This is a genomic window from Klebsiella sp. HMSC16A12 (genome assembly GCF_001808265.1).
Lineage (GTDB): Bacteria > Pseudomonadota > Gammaproteobacteria > Enterobacterales > Enterobacteriaceae > Klebsiella > Klebsiella pneumoniae.
Genome location: NZ_KV792628.1, coordinates 91938 through 113098, shown reverse-complemented (window position 1 = coordinate 113098; position 21161 = coordinate 91938). Strand labels below are relative to the sequence as shown.

Annotated in this window: 24 protein-coding genes; 7 read left to right on the top strand and 17 right to left on the bottom strand. The window is 58.7% G+C overall.

What is annotated here, in order from left to right; translation table 11 throughout:
- Positions 1–3 precede the first annotated feature (3 nt).
- Complete coding sequence (treC, locus tag HMPREF3140_RS18585; protein ID WP_021463204.1) at positions 4–1659, top strand: alpha,alpha-phosphotrehalase; 1656 nt, start codon at positions 4–6, stop codon at positions 1657–1659.
- Positions 1660–1714: 55 nt separating this feature from the next.
- Here treC and celB read toward each other — a convergent pair whose 3' ends face one another.
- The 3 genes from celB to HMPREF3140_RS18570 all read right to left on the bottom strand — a co-directional run bounded on the left by celB (position 1715) and on the right by HMPREF3140_RS18570 (position 4800).
- Positions 1715–3067: a PTS cellobiose transporter subunit IIC gene (gene celB / locus HMPREF3140_RS18580; protein WP_004146783.1), complete on the bottom strand. Its 1353-nt coding sequence runs from the start codon at positions 3065–3067 to the stop codon at positions 1715–1717.
- A 26-nt stretch (positions 3068–3093) separates the two neighbouring features.
- Positions 3094–4401 carry a 6-phospho-beta-glucosidase gene (locus HMPREF3140_RS18575; protein WP_004177662.1) on the bottom strand — a complete coding sequence of 436 codons (1308 nt, stop codon included), beginning with the start codon at positions 4399–4401 and terminating at the stop codon, positions 3094–3096.
- Between the two features lie 90 nt (positions 4402–4491).
- Positions 4492–4800: a PTS sugar transporter subunit IIB gene (locus HMPREF3140_RS18570; protein ID WP_016947038.1), complete on the bottom strand. Its 309-nt coding sequence runs from the start codon at positions 4798–4800 to the stop codon at positions 4492–4494.
- 84 nt (positions 4801–4884) lie between these two features.
- Here HMPREF3140_RS18570 and HMPREF3140_RS28880 point away from each other — a divergent pair, with 84 nt between their 5' ends.
- The 4 genes from HMPREF3140_RS28880 to nrdG all read left to right on the top strand — a co-directional run bounded on the left by HMPREF3140_RS28880 (position 4885) and on the right by nrdG (position 9092).
- Positions 4885–5058, top strand: a complete 174-nt coding sequence (locus HMPREF3140_RS28880; protein WP_032412860.1) for a hypothetical protein — start codon at positions 4885–4887, stop codon at positions 5056–5058.
- Positions 5059–5060: 2 nt separating this feature from the next.
- Positions 5061–5804: a MurR/RpiR family transcriptional regulator gene (locus tag HMPREF3140_RS18560; protein ID WP_002886905.1), complete on the top strand. Its 744-nt coding sequence runs from the start codon at positions 5061–5063 to the stop codon at positions 5802–5804.
- A 356-nt stretch (positions 5805–6160) separates the two neighbouring features.
- Positions 6161–8299, top strand: a complete 2139-nt coding sequence (gene nrdD, locus HMPREF3140_RS18550) for an anaerobic ribonucleoside-triphosphate reductase (RefSeq protein ID WP_004222153.1) — start codon at positions 6161–6163, stop codon at positions 8297–8299.
- Positions 8300–8627: 328 nt separating this feature from the next.
- On the top strand, positions 8628–9092 hold the full coding sequence (nrdG, locus tag HMPREF3140_RS18545) for an anaerobic ribonucleoside-triphosphate reductase-activating protein (RefSeq protein ID WP_004222151.1): 465 nt from the start codon (positions 8628–8630) through the stop codon (positions 9090–9092).
- A gap of 3 nt (positions 9093–9095) precedes the next feature.
- Here nrdG and HMPREF3140_RS18540 read toward each other — a convergent pair whose 3' ends face one another.
- From HMPREF3140_RS18540 to HMPREF3140_RS18485, 12 genes are all read right to left on the bottom strand, one after another.
- On the bottom strand, positions 9096–9380 hold the full coding sequence (locus HMPREF3140_RS18540; RefSeq protein ID WP_004178374.1) for a type II toxin-antitoxin system RelE family toxin: 285 nt from the start codon (positions 9378–9380) through the stop codon (positions 9096–9098).
- Entirely contained in the window at positions 9370–9612 is a 243-nt protein-coding gene (locus HMPREF3140_RS18535) for a type II toxin-antitoxin system RelB/DinJ family antitoxin (RefSeq protein WP_002886901.1), read from the bottom strand. The genes HMPREF3140_RS18540 and HMPREF3140_RS18535 overlap by 11 nt, the downstream gene beginning before the upstream one ends.
- 77 nt (positions 9613–9689) lie before the next feature.
- Positions 9690–11600, bottom strand: coding sequence for a BglG family transcription antiterminator (locus HMPREF3140_RS18530; RefSeq protein WP_032412857.1), 1911 nt, complete (start codon positions 11598–11600; stop codon positions 9690–9692).
- Between the two features lie 22 nt (positions 11601–11622).
- The gene (locus tag HMPREF3140_RS18525) at positions 11623–12777 is read right to left on the bottom strand and encodes a lactonase family protein (RefSeq protein WP_002886900.1); all 1155 of its coding nucleotides are present in this window, start codon (positions 12775–12777) and stop codon (positions 11623–11625) included.
- 66 nt (positions 12778–12843) lie between these two features.
- On the bottom strand, positions 12844–13584 hold the full coding sequence (gene dagF / locus HMPREF3140_RS18520; RefSeq protein WP_002886899.1) for a 2-dehydro-3-deoxy-phosphogluconate aldolase: 741 nt from the start codon (positions 13582–13584) through the stop codon (positions 12844–12846).
- Entirely contained in the window at positions 13581–14699 is a 1119-nt protein-coding gene (locus HMPREF3140_RS18515) for a DgaE family pyridoxal phosphate-dependent ammonia lyase (protein ID WP_021441075.1), read from the bottom strand. Before HMPREF3140_RS18515 ends, dagF begins: the two co-directional genes overlap by 4 nt.
- A complete protein-coding gene (locus HMPREF3140_RS18510) occupies positions 14683–15816 on the bottom strand; it encodes an amidohydrolase/deacetylase family metallohydrolase (protein ID WP_032412854.1) in 1134 nt (377 codons plus the stop codon). Before HMPREF3140_RS18510 ends, HMPREF3140_RS18515 begins: the two co-directional genes overlap by 17 nt.
- A gap of 105 nt (positions 15817–15921) precedes the next feature.
- Positions 15922–16566: a DUF4310 family protein gene (locus HMPREF3140_RS18505; RefSeq protein WP_004152267.1), complete on the bottom strand. Its 645-nt coding sequence runs from the start codon at positions 16564–16566 to the stop codon at positions 15922–15924.
- 13 nt (positions 16567–16579) lie between these two features.
- A complete protein-coding gene (locus HMPREF3140_RS18500; RefSeq protein WP_032738375.1) occupies positions 16580–17356 on the bottom strand; it encodes a DUF4311 domain-containing protein in 777 nt (258 codons plus the stop codon).
- Between the two features lie 21 nt (positions 17357–17377).
- Positions 17378–17677: a DUF4312 family protein gene (locus HMPREF3140_RS18495; protein ID WP_002886896.1), complete on the bottom strand. Its 300-nt coding sequence runs from the start codon at positions 17675–17677 to the stop codon at positions 17378–17380.
- 2 nt (positions 17678–17679) lie between these two features.
- A complete protein-coding gene (locus HMPREF3140_RS18490; RefSeq protein ID WP_002886895.1) occupies positions 17680–18042 on the bottom strand; it encodes an SFCGS family glycine-rich protein in 363 nt (120 codons plus the stop codon).
- 10 nt (positions 18043–18052) lie between these two features.
- Entirely contained in the window at positions 18053–18391 is a 339-nt protein-coding gene (locus HMPREF3140_RS18485; RefSeq protein WP_019704273.1) for a PRD domain-containing protein, read from the bottom strand.
- Between the two features lie 103 nt (positions 18392–18494).
- Here HMPREF3140_RS18485 and HMPREF3140_RS28875 point away from each other — a divergent pair, with 103 nt between their 5' ends.
- Entirely contained in the window at positions 18495–18626 is a 132-nt protein-coding gene (locus tag HMPREF3140_RS28875) for a hypothetical protein (protein ID WP_014908079.1), read from the top strand.
- 54 nt (positions 18627–18680) lie between these two features.
- On the opposite strand, the gene cybC is transcribed toward HMPREF3140_RS28875, so the two are convergent.
- Together cybC and pmbA are read right to left on the bottom strand one after the other, a co-directional pair.
- On the bottom strand, positions 18681–19067 hold the full coding sequence (gene cybC / locus HMPREF3140_RS18475) for a cytochrome b562 (protein WP_002886893.1): 387 nt from the start codon (positions 19065–19067) through the stop codon (positions 18681–18683).
- 36 nt (positions 19068–19103) lie between these two features.
- Entirely contained in the window at positions 19104–20456 is a 1353-nt protein-coding gene (gene pmbA, locus HMPREF3140_RS18470; protein ID WP_004152265.1) for a metalloprotease PmbA, read from the bottom strand.
- Between the two features lie 95 nt (positions 20457–20551).
- Between pmbA and yjgA the strand changes: the two genes are divergently transcribed.
- A complete protein-coding gene (yjgA, locus tag HMPREF3140_RS18465) occupies positions 20552–21103 on the top strand; it encodes a ribosome biogenesis factor YjgA (RefSeq protein WP_004177664.1) in 552 nt (183 codons plus the stop codon).
- Positions 21104–21161: the final 58 nt, after the last annotated feature.

The window sequence follows — 21161 nt, the reverse complement described above, 5'->3', positions numbered from 1 at the left end:
ACTATGAATCATCTCCCCCACTGGTGGCAAAACGGCGTTATTTATCAAATCTATCCGAAGAGTTTTCAGGATACCACCGGCAGCGGTACCGGCGACCTGCGCGGCGTCACCTCCCGCCTCGACTATCTGCAAAAGCTTGGGGTCGACGCCATCTGGCTGACGCCGTTCTACGTCTCACCGCAGGTGGATAACGGCTACGATGTGGCGAACTACACCGCCATCGATCCCTCCTACGGCACGATGGCCGACTTTGACGCCCTGGTGACGGAGGCAAAGGCCCGCGGCATCCGCATCGTGCTGGATATGGTGCTGAACCACACGTCGACCGAACATGAATGGTTCCGTCAGTCGCTGAATAAGGAGAGTCCCTACCGCCAGTTCTATATCTGGCGCGATGGCGAACCGGACGCCCTGCCGAACAACTGGCGCTCTAAATTTGGCGGTAACGCCTGGCAGTGGCACGCCGACAGCGGGCAGTATTATCTGCACCTGTTCGCCATTGAGCAGGCGGATCTCAACTGGGAGAATCCGGCGGTGCGCGCCGAGCTGAAAAAGGTCTGCGAATTCTGGGCTGACCGCGGCGTCGACGGTCTGCGCCTCGACGTGGTCAACCTGATCTCAAAAGACCAGACCTTTCCCTGCGATCTGGACGGGGATGGCCGCCGCTTCTATACCGACGGCCCGCGGGTGCATGAGTTCCTGCAGGAGATGAGCCGCGATGTCTTCACCCCGCGTAACCTGATGACCGTCGGCGAGATGTCCTCCACCTCGCTGGAGCACTGCCAGCAGTACGCCGCGCTGGACGGCCGCGAGCTGTCGATGACCTTTAACTTCCACCATTTAAAGGTCGATTATCCCGGCGGAGAGAAATGGACCCTCGCCCGCCCGGACTATGTGGCGCTGAAGGCGCTGTTCCGCCACTGGCAGCAGGGAATGCACAATCGGGCGTGGAACGCGCTGTTCTGGTGTAACCACGATCAGCCGCGCATCGTGTCGCGCTTTGGCGACGAAGGCGAGTACCGGGTGACGGCGGCGAAGATGCTGGCGATGGTGCTGCACGGCATGCAGGGCACGCCCTATATCTACCAGGGCGAAGAGATCGGCATGACCAATCCGCACTTCAGCAGCATCAGCGATTACCGTGACGTCGAAAGCCACAATATGTTTATCGAACGTGCGGCGCAGGGGCAAAGCCCGGACGAACTGCTGGCGATCCTCGCCAGCAAGTCGCGCGACAACAGCCGCACGCCGATGCCGTGGCACGCCGGCGAGAACGGTGGCTTCAGCGACGGTGAGCCGTGGATCGGCCTTGGCGATAATTACCAGGAGATCAACGTCGAGGCGGCGCTGGCGGACCCCGATTCGGTGTTTTATACCTATCAGCAGCTGATTACGCTGCGTAAAACCCTGCCGCTACTGACCTGGGGTGATTACGAGGATCTGCTGCCGGAGCATCCGTCGCTGTGGTGCTATCGTCGTCAGTGGCAGGGGCAAACGCTGGTAGTCGCCGCTAACCTGAGCCGCGAGCTGCAGGCCTGGCAGCCCGCTGAGGCCCCGGGCGAGTGGAAGATGATCATCAGCAACTATGCCGAGACCACCCCGCGCCCGACCGGGCTGACGCTGCGGCCGTTCGAAGCGATATGGTGGCTGCAGGGATAACGCTTTTCCCCGGTGGCGCAACGCTCACCGGGGCTACGATTCGTCAGGCTGGAGGTTATGCGCGGTCGGCATCAGCAATCGCAGCGCTCGCTTGGGGTTGCGCCGAGGCGTGCTCTTCTTTTGCCTTTAGCCGATCCCAGGCGCGGAAGAACGGATAGTAGACCACCAGCGAAATCGCTAAATTCACCACCTGCAGCACCGTGCCGGAGATATGCCCTCCGGTCGCCAGATAGCCGCTGATGAAGATCGGCGTGGTGAACGGCAGTGCGATTCCGGCGGGCGGCGCCACCAGCCCGGTCGCCATCGCGGTATAGGACACGATCACCAGCAGCACCGGCGTTAAAATAAACGGCAGGAAGAAGTACGGGTTCATCACCAGCGGGATGCCGAACACCATCGGCTCGCTGATGTTAAACAACGCTCCCGGCGCGGCAATTTTCCCCAGCTGTTTCATCTGCTGACTACGGCTGCGCAGCAACATAAATATCACCAGCCCCAGCAGCGCGCCGGTGCCGCCGGGCGCAATCCACAGGTCGTAAAATTGCTGGGTAATGATATGCGGGATCGGCTGGCCGTTCTGAAAGGCCGTCAGGTTCTCGGACATATTCGACAGCCACACCGGCTGGATAAACACCAGTACGATCGCGTCGCCGTGCAGGCCCAGGGTCCACAAAATACCAATCAAAATGACTGAAATAATCATGCCCGGCAGCGTACCGCCGACGTGGTGCATCGGAATACCAATCAGGGTGGCGATCATACTGTTGATATCGCCGAACGGCGAGGCCTCAACCGCCAGGCGCAGCGCCAGCACCACCGCCAGAACACAGAAGCCGGGGATCAGAGCGAGGAAAGATTTCGCCACTGCCGGCGGCACGCCGTCCGGCATGCGGATAACGAGATTGCGGCTGGCGACCAAACGATAAATCTCCGTCGACAGCAGCGAAATGACAATGGCGACAAACAGCCCCTGGCTGCCGACCATGCTCACCGGGATCACCCCTTTAATCACCTCCGCCGCGCCGTGTACCGGCGTAAACAGCGTGTTCTGCGGGATCGTCATCATGAAGGCCACCAGCGACATCGCTCCAGCGCTCAGCGGATCGAGAGTGCGATACTTCTCCGCCAGCCGGTAGGCGATGCCGAAGCTGGAAATCAGCGCCATGATGTCGTAGGTCGCTTTCACCGGGTACAACATTTTATCGCGCCAGACCTCGCCAAACAGGCTGCTCATCATATCGGCATAGCCGGGGATCGGCAGGTAGGCGAAAATCAGGAAGAATGAGCCAATCAACATAAACGGCATATTGAGAATGATGCCGTCGCGCACCGACAGGACGTGCTTTTGCCCGGCGATTCTCAGCGCCGCCGGCATGACGTAACGTTCAATCCAGCTTGTATTCGACATGGTGTGCTCCCGAGGGGAAATAGCGGTCAGTTAAATTGCGTCAGCCATTGACGGTTGATGGTTAATACTTCATCCAGCAGCGCCTGGGCATCGGTGACGTTACCGACCAGCGGGTTGGTCACCAGCGCCAGCAGTGCGCTTTCGCGACAGCCGTGTACCGCGGCTTCAATCGTCAACCGCTCGAAGGCTTTCACCTGCTGGGTCAGGCCGTTCATCGCCGGCGGCAGCGGGCCGAACGCCAGCGGCCGCGCCCCTTGCGCATCAATAATGCTGTTGGTTTCCACCACCGCATCATCATCCAGGCCATGAATCGCGCCGTTGTTGCGGGTATTCACCACCATCTCCGCGCCCAGGTTGTTGTAGATCGCGTTGATAAGCTCGACGGCCACCTCCGAGTAGTAGGCGCCGCCGCGAAAGCTCAGTTGCTCCGGTTTTTCTTCCAGCTGCGGGTCGGCGTACAGCGCAAACAGCTCCTGCTCGACTTTCATCACCTGTTCGGCGCGGGTGCCCTTGGTTTTCGCCGCGGCGATCTCTTCCGCCAGCATCGCCGGCGTCAGCCAAAAATAGCGATGATAGGGGCACGGAATCGCCTTCAGCGCGCGCAGGAATTCCGCCGGCCACGGCAGCTCTTTAATGTTGTTCATCGACAGCGCCTTACCGTCGCACAGCATGTCGATCACCTTGCCGGTGACATCCTCACGCCCCTGTAGCACCTTATGCACCCAGACCATATGGTTGAGCCCGGCAAAGCGCAATTTCACTTCGGACTCCTGGGCGCCCAGCATCCCGACGATCATGTGCTGCATGTTGATCGGCACATTGCACAGGCCGATGATCTTCGCCGTGCTGTAGCGGCTGACCGCCTCGGTGACGATCCCCGCCGGATTAGTAAAGTTGAGAATGAACGCTTCCGGCGCCAGCTGTTCCACTTTGCGCGCCACCTCAAGGATCACCGGGATCGTCCGCAGCGCCTTGGCAAAACCGCCGACGCCGGTGGTCTCCTGGCCCAGCAGGTGGTACTTGAGACCCAGCCGCTCATCGGCGGCGCGCGCCGCCAGCTGTCCGACACGCAGTTGGGTCAGCACAAAGCTGGCGCCGCGGATGGCCTCATCGAGCGTAAAGTGGACGCTGACCGCCACCTGCTCCAGCCCTTTATGTTTCAGCATCCGCCGGGTCAGCGCGGCGATGATCTCCACCTTTTCCCGGCCGGATTCGACATCTACCAGCGCCAGCTCTGTGACCGGAAGCTGCTCGTAACGAACGATAATCCCTTCAATAAGCTCCGGCGTGTAGCTGCTGCCGCCGCCGATAACGGCAATTTTCAGTGCTTGCATAGTGTCCTCTTTTCGGATTTTCGGCATACAGAGCGCCGCGCGCGATCGCCAGAACCGCACGTGATGATGATGAAAAACGGGATGAGAAAATTAGTGTTCGAGCAGGGCTAGCGCTTTATCCAACACCGCAGCGCCGCGCATCATGCCGTAGTCAGCCATATCGATCACCGCCACCGCCTTGCCCTGCGGCGCGGCCAGCGCGGCCAGCCGTCCGGCTTCATATTTAACCTGCGGCCCGAGCAGGATGACGTCGGCGTTTGGCAATTCGCGTTCAAATTCCGCCACCGCCACCGCATAGATTTCCAGCGCCAGCGCACGCTGCTGGGCTTCTGCTTTCATTTTGTTCACCAGCATGCTGGTCGACATGCCTGCGGCACAACAGAGTACGATTCGTGGCATTGCGCTTCCCCTTTACGTGTTATCGCTTCAGCCCTCAGGGCCTGGACGACTATATTGTTAATATTGTGTGATAGTGAAGGCTATATGAAAATAATTTTCATCGATGTGATCGAGGCTCAATTTTTACGCATTTTTATCGCCAGGGTGTCACCCTTTACTGCTCTGACCATAGGAAATATGCGGCGTGGGTGCTATAAAGAGAGACAGTCGATAATTGAAAAATATTTTCAAATGCGGGTTTTGCCAAAGGGAACATGAGGATGGATATCGTAGGTCAGCTGCAGGAAGGAATGCGCCGCTTTAGTGCCCAGGAGTCGCGCGTCGCCACCTTTATTCTACAAAATCTAAGCTTTACCGCCAGCGCCTCTATTGACGAGCTGGCAGCCAGCGCGGGGGTCAGCCCTGCCACCATTACCCGCTTCGCCCGCTCAGTGGGCTGCGATGATATTCGTGATCTGCGTAAACAGCTGGCGCAGGCCAGCGAACGGCGCGCCAGCTGGCTTACGCCGGACAGCGCCGCCCTGCCCGTCGCCTGGCGCGACAAACTTAGCAGCCTTGGCGTTACCCTAACTCGTCAGCTCGGCCATACCGCGGAAGCGGCGGTGGAAAAGTGTAAATCGCGCCTGCTGAGCGCCCGTGCGGTACACTGCTTCGCCCTTGGCGCCCAGGACGTGACGCTGGCCGCGCTGCTCCAGCATCAGCTACTGCCCTCCGGAATCGCGATTAATCTCTGTCAGGATGCGGCGCTGATGCGGCTGACCGCCAGCACCCTCAATGACGATCATCTGCTGCTGGTGCTGGCCACTGCCGAGGCCAACCCTGTGTTGCAAAGCGCCACTTTGCAGGCGCGTACGCAGGGAGTGACCATTATTGCTCTGACGCCGGAACAGCACGCCCTTGGCGATATGGCCAGCGCCATCCTGCCGCTGCCCGCTGACCCGCAGCAGGCTCGCTATGCCCTGCTACTGCTGGTCGATCTGCTTAACGATACGTTGATTGCCTGAATATTTGCCCGTTTCATGCCTGAACGGGCTCGATTTTTGCTTATATTTTAAGCGCCTAAATTTACATTTATCGCCAGCGCCCATCATCCGTACTCTCACCTTTTTACCTTGTTCTGGGTCAATAAAATCGCAAACATCTTTGATGCAAATCACTACATATAGAACTTAAAATGCGCCTCGGCCCAACATGTTGTATTAATCGTCTATTATGTCACCATATCTTGTCGATGTCTGGCGGTGATGAGATGTGGATAAAACGGGCCGGATCCGAAGGTAAACAGCACGAGCCGTAGCGTGCAGCGCCTTCGGGATAACCTCCGCCTCTGTGGATAACCTGTTCTATATATGGAGTGATCATGACACCGCATGTGATGAAACGTGATGGCTGTAAAGTGCCGTTCAACTCAGAGCGCATTCAGGAAGCAATTCTGCGTGCAGCTAAAGCAGCGGGAGTCGATGACGCAGACTATTGCGCCACCGTCGCAGAAGTCGTTAGCCAACAAATGCAGGGCCGCGCCCAGGTCGACATCAACGAGATCCAGACCGCGGTGGAAAACCAGCTGATGTCCGGCCCCTATAAGCAGCTGGCGCGCGCCTACATTGAGTATCGCCATGACCGCGATAGCCAGCGTGAGAAGCGCGGCCGTCTCAATCAGGAGATCCGCGGCCTCGTCGAGCAGACCAACTCCGCGCTGCTCAACGAAAACGCCAACAAGGACAGTAAAGTCATCCCGACCCAGCGCGACCTGCTGGCCGGGATCGTCGCCAAGCACTACGCCCGGCAGCACCTGCTGCCCCACGATGTGGTGATGGCCCACGAGCGCGGCATGATCCACTATCATGACCTCGATTACTCGCCCTTCTTCCCGATGTTCAACTGCATGCTGATCGACCTGAAAGGCATGCTGACCCAGGGCTTTAAGATGGGCAACGCGGAGATCGAGCCGCCGAAGTCTATCTCTACCGCCACCGCGGTGACAGCGCAGATCATCGCCCAGGTCGCCAGCCATATTTACGGCGGCACCACCATCAACCGCATCGACGAAGTACTGGCGCCGTTCGTCAGTGAAAGCTTCAAAAAGCATCGCAAAATCGCCGAAGAGTGGCAGATCCCGGATGCCGAAGGCTATGCCCGCGCCCGTACCGAAAAAGAGTGCTACGACGCCTTCCAGTCGCTGGAGTATGAGGTTAACACACTGCATACCGCCAACGGCCAGACGCCGTTCGTCACCTTCGGGTTCGGCCTTGGCACCAGCTGGGAATCGCGGCTGATCCAGCAGTCGATTCTGCGCAACCGCATTGCCGGCCTCGGTAAAAATCGCAAAACCGCGGTATTCCCGAAACTGGTGTTCGCGATCCGCGACGGCCTGAACCATAAGTTCGGCGACCCGAACTACGACATCAAACAGCTGGCGCTGGAGTGCGCCAGCAAGCGCATGTACCCGGATATCCTCAACTACGATCAGGTGGTGAAAGTCACCGGGTCGTTTAAAACGCCGATGGGCTGTCGCAGCTTCCTCGGGGTATGGGAAAACGAGAACGGCGAGCAGGTGCATGATGGACGCAATAACCTCGGCGTGATCAGTCTCAACCTGCCGCGCATCGCCCTGGAAGCGAAAGGCGATGAAGCCGCCTTCTGGACGCTGCTGGACGAGCGCCTGCAGCTGGCGCGCAAAGCGCTGATGACCCGTATCGCCCGCCTGGAAGGAGTGAAGGCTCGCGTGGCGCCGATCCTGTATATGGAAGGCGCCTGCGGCGTGCGGCTGAAAGCCGACGACGACGTCTCCGAGATCTTCAAAAACGGCCGCGCGTCCATTTCTCTGGGCTATATCGGTATCCATGAAACCATCAATGCGCTGTACGGCAACCAGCATATGTACGACAGCGAGGCGCTGCGTGAGAAAGGCGTGGCCATCGTCCAGCGCCTGCGCGACGCCGTCGATTTGTGGAAGGAAGAAACCGGCTACGGCTTTAGCCTGTACAGCACGCCGAGCGAAAACCTGTGCGATCGCTTCTGCCGTCTCGACACCGCCGAGTTTGGCGTGGTGGAAGGGGTAACCGACAAAGGTTACTACACCAACAGCTTCCACCTCGACGTGGAGAAGAAGGTCAACCCGTACGACAAGATCGATTTCGAAGCGCCGTACCCGCCGCTGGCCAACGGGGGGTTCATTTGCTACGGCGAGTATCCGAATATCCAGCATAACCTCAAGGCGCTGGAAGACGTGTGGGATTACAGCTATCAGCACGTGCCGTACTACGGGACCAATACGCCGATCGATGAGTGCTACGAGTGCGGTTTTACCGGCGAGTTCGAGTGCACCAGCAAGGGCTTTACCTGCCCGAAATGCGGTAACCACGACGCCGCCCGCGTTTCCGTTACCCGCCGGGTGTGCGGTTATCTCGGCAGCCCGGACGCGCGGCCGTTCAACGCCGGCAAGCAGGAAGAAGTGAAGCGCCGCGTGAAGCACCTGGGCAATGGGCAGATTGGTTAATTCCAGCTGGTTTAGCCCCTCCCCCTCTCCCCAACGGGGAGAAGGGACCGGCCCCGTAGCCGTTTGGCCACTAAGGAGCCGTTCCCGGATCGCGGCGCATAGCGCCTTATCCGGGCTACAACCGCGTATGCGGCTTTTCGTAGCCTGGGCGAGCGCAGCGACGCCAGGAGCCGTTCCCTTTACAAATGCACAGCACCTCCGTTTTCGCAAAGCAATTAACGTCAGAGCAAGGCGGCAAACGAAGGAATCCCCAGGAGCGTACATTCAGTACGTGACTGGGGTGAGTGAGCGCAGCCAAAGCGGCTATGGCGTTAATTGAGAAGCGAAAATGAATTATCACCAGTACTACCCCGTCGACATCGTCAACGGCCCCGGCACCCGCTGCACCCTGTTTGTCTCCGGCTGCGTCCACGAGTGCCCCGGCTGCTACAACAAAAGCACCTGGCGGGTGAACTCCGGTATGCCGTTTACCGCTGAGATGGCCGACCGTATCATCGCCGACCTCAACGACACCCGCATCAAACGCCAGGGGCTTTCGCTCTCCGGCGGCGATCCGCTGCATCCGCAGAACATCGCGGATATTTTAAAGCTGGTTCAGCGCGTACGCGCCGAATGCCCCGGCAAAGATATCTGGGTCTGGACGGGCTATAAGATTGACGAACTGAACGCCGAGCAGATGGAAGTCGTGAACCTGATTAACGTGCTGGTTGACGGTAAGTTTGTGCAGGATTTGAAAGATCCGGCGCTTATCTGGCGCGGCAGCAGCAACCAGGTCGTACATCATTTGCGATAGCGTTTAGAGCCGTTTATTCGCCTGATGATAAACGGCCGCTTTCTCTCTTTTGCCAATGGCAATAACGTAAACCACCACCACACTATCTCGTACTTGATACACCAACCGATAACCTGACGCCTTAAGCTTGATTTTGTAGCAATCCGGTAAATCGCTCAGCCTGGTCGACTCAATTCGCGGATTCTGCACAATCTGCTGGAGCTTATTTTTGAACTGTTTTTTGACCGTCTCGCCAGGCTTCTGCCATTCGCGCCAGGCTCGTGGATCAAACTCCAGTTCATAGGTCATCCAGACTCACCTTAACCCCCGGCCGTGGGTTTTCCAGCCGTTCGCGAACGGTGCGTAATAACGCCGCTTCGCCATCACTGATGGTCATACTTTTCACCGGCATGCGGCCATTTTCCGCAATGTATTGAAACAGCAGGCGTACCGCCTCCGTTGGTGTCATATCGAGTTTCTCCAGCACGGCATAAGCCTCTTTTTTGAGTTTATCGTCCAGTCGAACATTGAGCGTGGCCATTATGCCTCCGGAAAGGGGAATTTTGTAATGCAGTATAGCATTACATTTGAATTACACTCGAATCTGGAAAACGCCTCTCAAAACCGGCTGACGCACTCCATCGCCACCGTTTTAAACTCATCGAAGCTGCGGGTCGCGGCGAGGCGACTCATGGCGCGCTCGCGCAGGAAAGTCACGAAAATATCGTAGATCGCCATCGCCTCTTCATACTCGCGCTTGCTGATAGCGAGCAGGAAAATGAGATGAGCGGTTTCGTCGCCCCAGGCGATGCCCTGCGGGGCGATCACGGTATAAACCACCGTCTTTTTCGCCAGCAGCCCCAGGGAGTGCGGCAGCGCAATGCCATCCCCCAGCATGGTGCTGACGATCGCTTCACGTTCCACCACCGAAGCATGAAACTCCGCATCGACAAAGCCTTCCTCCAGCAACTGCTGGCACAGCTCGGCGAACAGCGTTTGCTGATCCATCGGCTTATCGACCACCCGGAAGTGGGTGGCATCGAAGTACTTATTCAGCATCCACGGACGGGTACGGTCCACCAGCACCAGCTTGCCGATTTGATCCAGCTGATAGTCGGTGGGGAACGGCGCGATGGTCACCACAGGCTTGTCTTTTTCGCCGATCCGCACCGTTGAGATAACGAAATCCGCCTCGATCGCGTCCCGCTGTTCGTACTCGCGCTGGGAGATGGTAGCGGCGATCTCCAGCTGCGGATATTTGCGCTGCAGGATCGCCTCGATCATCCGTACCATCGCATTGCTGGTATCGCACACCAGCAGCACCTGCGGCTGACGCTGGTAGCCGATGTTGTAGTGGCGCTCCAGCCCAACGCCGATATGCAGCACCAGAAAGCCGATTTCGTTTTCGCTGATGGTGTACGGAGTATATTTCCCCCAGCTGGAGACCGCGGCCAGGGTCATGTCCCAGGCCATCGGGTAGTGCTGTTTGATGTTATCCAGCAGCGGATTGGGGATCATGATCTGGTAGCGCACCCGGGTGATCATGGTTTTAATGTGGGTCAGCAGATCGGCATGCAGCTGGGCGTCGTCCAGCAGGTTGTAGTTATACTGGCTGTTAATGTAGCGCAGGATGTAATTGACCAGCGCTTCATCATCGTCGGCGCTGATAGTTTCCGGATCGACATCCTGCACCTGACGGGCCGCGATATGCACGCATAGCCACTCTTCTTCGGCGGGCGATAAAGGTTTCCCGGCCAGCCGCTGCAGCTCGCCCGTCAGCTCGCGCGCGGCGTCGCGGACGTTCTGCGCCACATCTTCAGCGCTGAAATCGGCCAGCGGGTAGCCTTCGCTGACGCGGCGCACCACCACCGCGCCATACAGGCAGACAAAGCGCTCGCCGGCGTCGGTGAGGCGAATATGATGCCGCGTGAGCGTCTCCTGCAGCACCGGCTCCAGCAGCGCTGGCACCTCCGCCGCAAAGGCCTCGGCGCCGATCGGCGGCGCGATATCGCCTTGCTGGGTCAGCTCCCACAGCAGGTCGGTCAGGCAGGCGCGAATTGACACCTCGCTGCCGAACAGCTTCATGCCGTGGCGCGGGCGGGTTTCAAGAGTCAGCTGATAGCGCTGGAAGCGCTCGCGCACCTCAACCATGTCATTTTGCAACGTGGCGCGGCTGACGAACCACTCATCCGCCAGATCTTCCAGCTTGATAGAGAACGCCGACGTCAGGAAACGCACCAGCAGAAACGTGATGCGATCCTGGGCGGTACGCGGCACGTGCTGCGCCTTCGGCGCGGTCTCCTCCAGCGCCTGGAAACTCGTCGGATTATCTATCTTCAGCTGATAACCGCTACCGCGGTTAAGGATAAACTGCGCGCCATATTGCGCCAGCAGCGTATTCAGGGCGGTAATATCAGCGCGCACGGTACGGGTGGAAACCGACAGGCGTTGCGCCAGCTCATCCTGCGGCAGCGTTTCATTTCGCAGCAGGGTGAAGAGTTGCGCTAAGCGTTGGTTGGGAAATCGCATGTCAGTTCCTTGTAATTACGGCTCAGGGTTGGGCGGATATCACCATCTGCGATGGGCTACCGACCGGCGTATAGTCGGAGGCAAAGGTTAATTTGCCATCCTTCGGCGCCACGCTGAAGCGGGTAATATTATCGCTACGCTGGTTCATGACGTACAGCCACTGCCCCTGATTATCCAGCGTCAGGGTGCGGGGATAATCGCCACGCGTCCAGATATCTTCCTGGTGACTCAGGCTGCCGTCGGCCAGCACCGTGAAGTGGGCAATGCTGTTATGCAGGCGGTTGGCGACATATAGCTGTTTGCCATCGTTGCTCAACACAAGTCCGGCGGCAAAGCTGGTGCCTTTATAACCTTCCGGCAGCGCGGAGACAGTTTTGCCTTCACGCAGCAGGCCGCTTTGCTTATCCAGATGATAGAAGGTCAGCGTCGACGCTTCCTCGTTAATCAGCCACAGGCCGTCGCCCTGTGGCGTAAAGACGAAGTGGCGCGGGCCGGCTCCCGGCGACGAGGCGGCGATAAACGGCGGATCGTTCGGCGTTAGCTTGCCGCTGGCGCTATCCAGCCGATACTGATAGATCCGATCCAGCCCCAGATCGGTAGAGTAAACGTATTTCCCGCTGGGATCGGCGGCGATCATATGGGCATGCGGGCCGTTGTGATCGCTGATGGCGAAGCTGCCCTCGACGGCCGCCGCCGGGCGTTCGGCGCCTGCCGGGCCTTCATCCTGATGCCTGTCCACCGCCTCAGCCAGGCTACCATCTTCTTGCACCGGTAGCACGGCGATACTGCCGCTGACATAGTTAGCCACCAGCAGATGCTTACCGTCCGGCGTCAGGGAGAGATACACCGGCCCGGCGCCGCCGGAGGCGACCTGGCTGAGCGCGGTCAGCTCGCCGTTCTTTTCAATGCGCCACGCCTGCACCACGCCTTTTTCGACCTCACTGGCGGCATACAGCGTTTTGCCATCGCGCGACACGGTTAATTGCGCGACGTTCGGCAACGAGCTCACCAGCGTCTTATCGCGCAGGGCGCCGGTTTTGGCATCGACGGTAAAGCGATACAGACCTTCGCCATTGGGGTTATAGGTGCCTACCCAGGCATAGTGGGTTTGCGCGGCGCCCGCGGCGGCGGCAAACAGGGACAGTGAAGCGACAAGCAGATGACGAGCGACAGGCATAGCAACTCCTTGATGGTTCAGTGGGATAAGCTGCTCCTCACCCTTTGAGGGTGAGGGACAAGGGCACTACTTAACTAACTGTTTGGTCATCTCCAGCAGCTGGCGAACATCGGCCGGGCGGGTGTTGCCGCTGGCTTTATCGATAATCGAGCTGTAAATATGCGGGATGATTTTGCTTACCCCGGCATCGAGGGCGATTTTCAGGATCTCGCTGTAGTTTTCCAGATCGATACCGCCGGTCGGCTCGAGCCAGAAATCGTGCGCGGCGCAGGCTTTGGCGACGGCTTCAAACTCGGCGCGGTGCTTCAGGCCGCCCATCGGGAAGTATTTGATGGAGCTGCCGCCCATGTCTTTCAGCAGCGCGATGGCGGTTTCCAGCGGCACAATGCCATCCGCCGCGCCGCTGCTCAGCGGGCCGGTGGAGATCTTAACCATTCCCGGCGTACCGGTGGGAGAGACCAGGCCGTTGACCACCGTCTCGTTCTGCCCGAGCAGCGCGCGGCTGGTAGCCACGCCGGTGAAGACCTGGTTGACGTGCTGCGGCTGCACCTGGCGAGAAATCTCGCTCACCATCGCCGACTGGTTTGGATCGCCTGCCCCCAGCCCGACGGAGAGCGCGTTATCAATCAGCTTCGCGTAGTCGCGCATATCGGCCACCGCGCTGGCGACGTCCGGATAGTTTTTGGAGAGCACGCCGACCAGGACGTGACCTTCCGCCGCGTCGTAAATTTCACGGGCGTTGTCTTTGCTGCCCGCCAGGACGTTCAGGCACACGCGGTCACGGTAAAAGTTTGGGGTCAGTTTCATGCTTGTTTCTCCTTATTCAGAACTTCTGCGATGCGGCGAGCGACCACCTCCAGCTGCTGGGCGTTTACGCTGCGGACATCGGCTTCGATAATGCCTTCATTCGCTTTATAGCCGCGGAAGTAGATGGCGTATTCACCCTGCTTCAGCGCGTTAACCAGATCGCCGGTCTTCACGCCGGTCGTGACTTCATCAAATTTAATTTCGGCGCGGGCGATATCGCGACCCGCGCTGTCCCACACCACGCGGGCGGTCACGCCGTTAAGCGCGTTGAGCTGTTCGATAAACGGCGTCATCTTCACCACCATCTGCTCGCCGCTCTCTTTGCTCGCCGTCAGGTAGTGTTCAATGGCGCAGGTCAGGCCGAGAATGCCCTCTTTACCCACTTTCATCGCCCGGCCAATCCCCATCGACTGGCGCTTAACCCACTCGACGTACTGCGTTTTGCCGATCACCAGCCCGCTGGTCGGCCCTTCAATCGCTTTCGCGCCGCTGTAGATAACCAGGTCGGCGCCCATGCGGTAGTAGCACTGCAGATCTTCTTCCGCCGCCGCATCGACGATCAGCGGCAAGTTATGCTGGCGCGCCACTTCCGCGGCCTGCGCCACGTTGAGCATGCTTTTCTGCACGCAGTGGTGGGATTTGATATACAGAATTGCCGCGGTGCGCGGAGTGATCGCCGCCGCCAGCTGTTGAGCAGAACATTCGTTGGCGTAGCCCGCTTCCACCAGCTTACCGCCGCCCAACGCCACCATGGTGCCAACCGGCGCGCCGAAGTTGACGTTGTGGCCCTTCGGCAACACGATTTCGTTATTCTCAATCGGCGTAACGTGCAGGTTCTCCAGCAGCCAGTCGCTGTCTTTCACCAGCACCGCCGCTACCGACTGGGCAATCCCCGCCGACGCGCAGGAGACAACGGTCGCCCCTTCCACATCCAACAGTTTGGCGATGTACTCGCCGGTTTTATTCACCAGGTCTTTCATTTCAAAGTACTGGTTCATACCGGCCATCGCGGCTTCCACCACTTCCGGGCGCGGCGTGGAAACGCCCAGCGCCGTCATGCGGCCAGAAGTATTAATCACCTGTTTTAAATGGTATTTCTCAAAAATCGAAGGCATGTTCCGCGCTCCCTTGTTCGGTCAGATAGCCTTTGCCCGCGCGGATCGCGGCCAGCGGCACCAGAATGTTGTCAGCCTGCAGGCTCTCTTTTTCGGCATCCACCAGCAGCGTGGGCCGGCGCTCCAGGCGAAATAGCGTTAAATCGGCGTCGAAGCCCACTTCCAGCCGCCCTTTACGCGACAGGCGCAGCCCTTCGGCGGCGCTGACGGTCACGCAGTCAATCACCTGCGGCAGCGTCATGCCGATGGCGAGGAATTTCGACATCACCAGCGCCAGCGAGCGCACCGGGCCGTCGATCCGGTTGCGGCAGTAAATATCAGAGCTAATGGTGTGCGGCAGAATGCCCAGCGCAATCGCCCGCCGCGCCACCTCAAAGCTGAAGCTGGCGGTGCCATGGCCGACATCGAGACGCACGCCGCGCTGCAGAGCGCGAGTAATAGAGCTGCGCAGCTCGCCGGCAGGATTCAGAATGCGGTTCGGCTTGCCGTTATAGCAGTGGGTAATGATGTCGCCCCTGCTCAGCAGATCGGCGATTTCATCGAGGTTCGGCGGGTTATTGCCGATGTGCACCATCAGCGGCAGATCGTCGTTTTCCTGCTGAATGGCCTTGGCGCGCGCCAGCGGCGTAATGCCGTTTTCGCCGACGACGCTGCTGCTCATCCGCGCCTTCAGGCCGACGATAAAGTCGGGATGACGCTGCACCGCCTGCTTCACCGCGGCGGCGTCGATATTGGCCATATTGGCCAGCTCATTCTGCGCAATCAGCCCGACGCGGGAGATGTTGAGCAGCGCATAAACTTCCGTCGCCGCTTTACGGGTCAGTTGATAGAAGTCATCGACGTCGTCGGCGCCGGTGCTGCCGGCATCGATCACGGTGGTGACGCCGGTGGCGATGCCGACGCTATCCGGCTCATCGTGATAAATCGGTGAATTCGGGTAGCAGTGAACGTGAGAGTCAATCCAGCCAGCGCTGACGTAAACCTTGCCGTTCAGCTCAATGGTTTTACGGGAGGGCGCGCTAATCTCGCCCAGCGCCGCGATTTTCCCGTCCTGAATGGCGATATCAGTCAGGGTATCGTCGACGAGGCGCGCGCGGCGCAGGAGTAAATCAAACATAGCTATCTCCTGATGAAAAGAGTGTACGGATGGCGGCGTACCGCCTTATCCGGCCTACAAACCGCGCTGGCTTGTAGGCCCGATAAGCGCAGCGCCATCGGGCGCTTAGCTAATCGCCACCGGGAAGATGGAACCGAGGATCATCGCCCCGAGGATGGCGCCGCCGGTGATCGGTTTCTGCCAGATGTAGAACAGCAGTGCGCCAACCAGCGAGCCAATCCCGATAGGAATCGAGGCGGTCATTGCGCTGAGGATGATCAAGGGACCAAGGAAGCGGCCGGAGGCGTTACCGGCCCCCATCATCACGTCGGCGCCGTAGGTGGAATCGCTCTGGTTGATGGTGAACTTACGCGCCAGAATGATGATGTAGCCCACCGCCAGGCCGAGGACCAGACCGGTGACCAGCGACGCGGCGAAGTTCGCCACCGGGAAGACAAAGCCCGCGCCGAGCAGCAGCGCCGGCACGCCAAGACCGATACCGGTCTGTATCGCGCCGCCGATATCGAGGATCCCTACCAGCGACCCTTCGATGATGCGGGCGAAAAGGAAGCTAGCGCCAAACGCCGCCACCGCGCCGTAAACGCCGGTATCAATCCCCGACTTCAGCATCGCCACGAAGGCCACTTCGTTAAAGGCGCCGATGCCGTACAGGTAGTACATGTGGGTCCCGGCGAAGACGCCGGAGGAGAGCAGGCCAACAAAGATCGGGAACGACCAGTCGGCATACCAAAAACCTTTATTCTGTTCCATTATCCGGCTCCCGTTACTTGCCGCTGAGTGAGTTGTGGATCATGTCCAGCCAGTTCGGCACGGTCAGATGGAAGGATTCGATCATCTTCATGTCGAAGCCACGGAAGAAGCCGCTGAGGACAAACAGCGCGACGATGGCCACCATCATCACTTTAGTCACCCGGTTCCAGCCGCTCTCTTCGACGCCTTTACCGATCAGGATCCCCAGCACCAGACCCGGTACGGCGTTACCCATAATCAGCTGCGCGGCGCCGCCGAAAATCGTCGCCCAGAAGCCTGATTTTTTACCGGCATCGATCGCCGCCAGCCAGAAGATCACCGGCATCACGGTGTTCACCAGCAGGTTTGCCGCCGGCACCAGTACCTTAACGGCGGTCACCTGCAGCGCTTCCGGTACGGACGAGGCGGTCAGGTTGAGGAAGGCGACGACAATCATGCCGATGATGCCGCAGGAGATGGCCATTTTTTTCGGATCGTGCAGCGTTTCGCCGACGTTACGATTTTTCAGCATCAGCGCCGCCGCGCCCCAGTTGGGTATAATGCGGTGGTCAACATCCTGGGTGAAGGAGCCTGCTGCAACGGAAGAGGCCCAGGCGTTAAAGAAGAAGCCAAGGCCAAAGGAGAAGTGGGAGGCCGGATCGCCCTCACAGGAATTCAGCTCGCCCAGGGTTCGAAACGCCCCCATCCCCTGCGTGGTGGGGGCATGAAACATGCGTGCCGCTCCGGCGCCCACGCCGACGCCGACCAGGCCGCCGATGATAAGCGATTTTATTAAAATTATCAGTAACATAGTCAGACCTTTTGCTAACAATCAGGTTTGCGTGACGAAATCCACTTTATCGAGATCGATGGCGGTCACGTTGACGGTGACGTCCAGCTCCACGCTGTAGGTCCGTCGTTCACGGCGCAAAAAGAAGAACAGAAACGCCTCTTTTCGTACCGCTTCGCGCGCATGAACAACCGTCACGTCCTGTGGCTCAATACGCAGTAGGATGCGCGAGGATGATTTCATCACCGCAGCCTGCACATGGTTCAGGGCATCGGCGAAGGCCCGTGATTTGCTTTCGCCTTTGCCGGCAACCCTCACCGTGGTGGTGAATTGCTCTTTCATACTTATGCGCCGTATTTCTTTTTCCAGGCTTCTACCAGCCGCTCGCCCAGCTCTTCTTTATCCATAAAGCCGAAGCCCAGCACGTTGCAGCCTTCGTTGATAGCGGTGACGCCCTCATCAATAGAGCGCATGCCATATTTTGCTTTGTAGCCGTATTTGGTCTGGGCGGTGATGGCGCCAGCGCCGCCGCTGCCGCAGAAGGAGATGCCGAAGGTGGCGTTTTCCGCTTTCATTATGTCGCCAAGCTTCATGTCGGCCGCAACGCCAGGGACGACCACAGCACGTGCGCCCGCTTTTTCAGCGCCTGCGGCGACTTTTTGGCCTTTACCCAGACGGTCGCCAATGACTACAGTGATTTGTTCCATGTTTTGCTCCTTACAGGTTATCTTTCGCGACTTCGAAGTGGACGGAGAGCAGCCAGGCCTCTTCATCAGGCAGGTTGCCGAACTGTGCGACCACTTCGCGGGCCAGCATCATTGAATCTTCAGAAATTTCTTCGAACAGACTGGCATCCACTTCCGGTAGCGGTTCGCCGCTGATTGACCGGTGGGCCATGGCCCGCACGTGGGAAGTCAGCATTTGCTCCTGAACGTCGTTAGGGACGATGTTGTGACGGCTTAACAGGGCGAAAACCTGCTGTAACATCTTGTCAGCCAGGCGTTCGGTCTGCGCCGCCTGCTCCCCTACGTCGTTTATTACCGCTCCGTTATTCACTTGTGTTACCCCGCTGATGTCTCTGGAAATCAAGGTAGCGCCGGGGGACAGGAGTTTGTAGCGAGTTGTTTTCCACTTCGAAGTGGAAAGGGAGGCGGCAGGGGTGATCGACCCCACATATTCACAGGGAAAAGGTAAAAACGACGGCTATGGCGTGAGATGTATCACAACAATGAGCGTGGACAAGGCGCCCGCGGCAGCGGAAAGGCCGGAAAAAGAGAGTGGAAAAATGTGATATCGGTAGGCTTTCAGGTGGGAGGCATCGGCTGATGCCTCCCGAAAAGAACGGTTAGCGGTACTTCTTATGATAGGTGTTGCGGGTGGTTTTAAACTCCTCCGCGGCGGCCTGCGCCTCTTTCACCTTGCCTTCGTTCGCCAGCTTCAGCGCACCGTCGATCTGGCCGATCAGAATATCCAGACCGTGACGGTAATCTTTCATCTCAGCGCTGTCGGCCGCTTTGCCTTCCAGCTTCGGCGGGGTCTCTTTCTGAGCATCGACCGCGGCGGTACGCATCTTATTCAGCGCCGCTTTCAGCTCGCCGGCGTCGGAGGTCTTCTGTACCACTTGCAGGTTTTCTGCCAGAGTGTCCATGTCTTCGCCCAGGTCGGCGAAGGCCGACGCTGAACCGAGCGCAAAAGCAGAGACAGCCAGCATCGCTAACAGTTTTTTACGCATTGCTCACTTCCTTTTTATTATTTAAGCAAACAGGTGTTATTGCCCGGCGATTTTCATCTCCGGCAGCAGCACAGAGCCGCACTGAATGTTGCTGCGCGTTTCAATATCATCGCCAATGGTCACGATATTACGCCACATTTCTTTCAGATTTCCTGCAATGGTGATCTCACTGACAGGATATTGAATTTCGCCGTTTTCTACCCAGAAGCCGGATGCGCCGCGTGAGTAGTCGCCGGTGACGCCACTGACACCCTGCCCCATCAGTTCGGTAACCACAAGACCGGTGCCCATCTCTTTAAGCATCTTTGCAAAACTCAGGCCGCGGCCGTTAATGCGCCAGTTGTGGATGCCCCCGGCGTGGCCGGTGCTTTTCATCCCCAGCTTGCGCGCTGAGTAATTGGTCAGCAGCCACTGGGTCAGCACGCCGTCTTTGACGATATCGCGACGTTCGGTGCGCACGCCTTCGCTGTCGAACGGCGTGGAGGCCAGCCCTTTCAGCAGGTGCGGATGCTCTTCAATGGTTAGCCACTCCGGCAAAATTTGTTTGCCCAGCGAATCGAGCAGGAAGGTCGATTTACGGTAGACCGCGCCGCCGGCAATCGCTCCGACCAGGTGGCCAAACAACCCGGTCGCCACTTCGTTGGCGAAAATGACCGGCGCCTTCATGGTCGACAGCTTACGCGGCGCCAGGCGCGACAGGGTGCGGCGGGCGCACTCTTCCCCGACCCATTCCGGGGACTGCAGATCCTCGATCGCCCGGCCAATGGTGTAGGCGTAGTCGCGCTCCATATCGCCGTCATCTTCCGCAATGACGCAGCTGGAGAGGGAATGGCGAGTCGAGCAGTAGCTCTGCAGCATGCCATGGCTGTTGCCGAACACTTTAATGCCGTAGTGGCTGTTAAAGCTGCCGCCTTCGGTGTTGGTGATGCGTTTATCGGCCTTCAGGGCCGCTTGCTCCGCGCGGGCGGCCAGTTCGATAGCGTCGTCCGGGGAGACCTCCGCCGGGTGGAACAGGTCCAGATCCGGGGCGTCAAAGGCCAGCAGATCTTTATCGGCTACGCCGGCAAACGGGTCCGGGGAGGTATAGCGGGCGATATCCAGCGCCGCCTGCACGGTGCGGGCGATGGCGTCCGGGCTAAGATCGGTGGAGGAGGCGCTGCCCTTGCGGTTCTGATGGTAAACCGTGATGCCTAATGCCCCATCGCTGTTGAATTCTACATTCTCCACTTCGCCATAGCGGGTGCTGACGCCGATGCCCGTGGTTTTGCTGACGGAAACTTCCGCACCATCAGATTTACCTGCCGCCAGTTCCAGTGCCGTGGTAACGGCTTCTTCCAGCGTCTTACGCTGCTGTGCAACTTGAGAGATGACTTTCATTGCTAATGCCATAATGTAAGAAGGAGTTAACTGAAGTCTAACAGAGAACCGTTTTTCAGTGCGCGCCTTAACTGGTAACATTAGCCTCTTTTTTTAAGGAGCCTGAGATGACAAAGCAGCCCGAAGACTGGCTCGACGACGTGCCCGGTGATGACGTTGAAGATGAAGATGATGAAATCATCTGGGTCAGTAAGAGTGAAATTAAGCGCGACGCGGAAGAACTGAAGCGTCTTGGCGCGGAACTCGTTGACCTGGGGAAAAACGCGCTGGATAAAATTCCGCTGGATACCGACCTGCGCGACGCCATCGAACTCGCCCAGCGAATCAAAAAAGAGGGTCGCCGCCGCCAGCTGCAGCTTATCGGCAAGATGCTGCGCAACCGCGATGTCGATCCGATTCGTCAGGCGCTGGACAAGCTGAAAAACCGTCACAACCAGCAGGTTGCGCTGTTCCACAAGCTGGAGCAGATCCGCGACCGACTGATTGACGACGGGGATGACGCCGTCGCTGAAGTGCTGAACCTGTGGCCAGATGCTGACCGTCAGCAGCTGCGTTCGCTGATCCGCAATGCGAAGAAAGAGAAAGAAGGCAACAAGCCGCCGAAATCGGCGCGCCTGATCTTCCAGTATCTGCGTGAACTGGCGGAAAACGAAGGCTAAGTCCCCCTGTTTTTGCCCGCAATAGTCTCCCGGATGGCGGCGCGCTGCGCCTTATCCG

Bases quoted from the DNA above. Each gene is read 5' to 3' on its own strand.
- treC (WP_021463204.1), top strand. From the start codon at position 4: ATGAATCATCTCCCCCACTGGTGGCAAAACGGCGTTATTTATCAAATC.
- celB (WP_004146783.1), bottom strand. From the start codon at position 3,067: ATGTCGAATACAAGCTGGATTGAACGTTACGTCATGCCGGCGGCGCTG.
- HMPREF3140_RS18575 (WP_004177662.1), bottom strand. From the start codon at position 4,401: ATGCAAGCACTGAAAATTGCCGTTATCGGCGGCGGCAGCAGCTACACG.
- HMPREF3140_RS18570 (WP_016947038.1), bottom strand. From the start codon at position 4,800: ATGCCACGAATCGTACTCTGTTGTGCCGCAGGCATGTCGACCAGCATG.
- HMPREF3140_RS28880 (WP_032412860.1), top strand. From the start codon at position 4,885: ATGAAAATAATTTTCATCGATGTGATCGAGGCTCAATTTTTACGCATT.
- HMPREF3140_RS18560 (WP_002886905.1), top strand. From the start codon at position 5,061: ATGGATATCGTAGGTCAGCTGCAGGAAGGAATGCGCCGCTTTAGTGCC.
- nrdD (WP_004222153.1), top strand. From the start codon at position 6,161: ATGACACCGCATGTGATGAAACGTGATGGCTGTAAAGTGCCGTTCAAC.
- nrdG (WP_004222151.1), top strand. From the start codon at position 8,628: ATGAATTATCACCAGTACTACCCCGTCGACATCGTCAACGGCCCCGGC.
- HMPREF3140_RS18540 (WP_004178374.1), bottom strand. From the start codon at position 9,380: ATGACCTATGAACTGGAGTTTGATCCACGAGCCTGGCGCGAATGGCAG.
- HMPREF3140_RS18535 (WP_002886901.1), bottom strand. From the start codon at position 9,612: ATGGCCACGCTCAATGTTCGACTGGACGATAAACTCAAAAAAGAGGCT.
- HMPREF3140_RS18530 (WP_032412857.1), bottom strand. From the start codon at position 11,600: ATGCGATTTCCCAACCAACGCTTAGCGCAACTCTTCACCCTGCTGCGA.
- HMPREF3140_RS18525 (WP_002886900.1), bottom strand. From the start codon at position 12,777: ATGCCTGTCGCTCGTCATCTGCTTGTCGCTTCACTGTCCCTGTTTGCC.
- dagF (WP_002886899.1), bottom strand. From the start codon at position 13,584: ATGAAACTGACCCCAAACTTTTACCGTGACCGCGTGTGCCTGAACGTC.
- HMPREF3140_RS18515 (WP_021441075.1), bottom strand. From the start codon at position 14,699: ATGCCTTCGATTTTTGAGAAATACCATTTAAAACAGGTGATTAATACT.
- HMPREF3140_RS18510 (WP_032412854.1), bottom strand. From the start codon at position 15,816: ATGTTTGATTTACTCCTGCGCCGCGCGCGCCTCGTCGACGATACCCTG.
- HMPREF3140_RS18505 (WP_004152267.1), bottom strand. From the start codon at position 16,566: ATGGAACAGAATAAAGGTTTTTGGTATGCCGACTGGTCGTTCCCGATC.
- HMPREF3140_RS18500 (WP_032738375.1), bottom strand. From the start codon at position 17,356: ATGTTACTGATAATTTTAATAAAATCGCTTATCATCGGCGGCCTGGTC.
- HMPREF3140_RS18495 (WP_002886896.1), bottom strand. From the start codon at position 17,677: ATGAAAGAGCAATTCACCACCACGGTGAGGGTTGCCGGCAAAGGCGAA.
- HMPREF3140_RS18490 (WP_002886895.1), bottom strand. From the start codon at position 18,042: ATGGAACAAATCACTGTAGTCATTGGCGACCGTCTGGGTAAAGGCCAA.
- cybC (WP_002886893.1), bottom strand. From the start codon at position 19,067: ATGCGTAAAAAACTGTTAGCGATGCTGGCTGTCTCTGCTTTTGCGCTC.
- pmbA (WP_004152265.1), bottom strand. From the start codon at position 20,456: ATGGCATTAGCAATGAAAGTCATCTCTCAAGTTGCACAGCAGCGTAAG.
- yjgA (WP_004177664.1), top strand. From the start codon at position 20,552: ATGACAAAGCAGCCCGAAGACTGGCTCGACGACGTGCCCGGTGATGAC.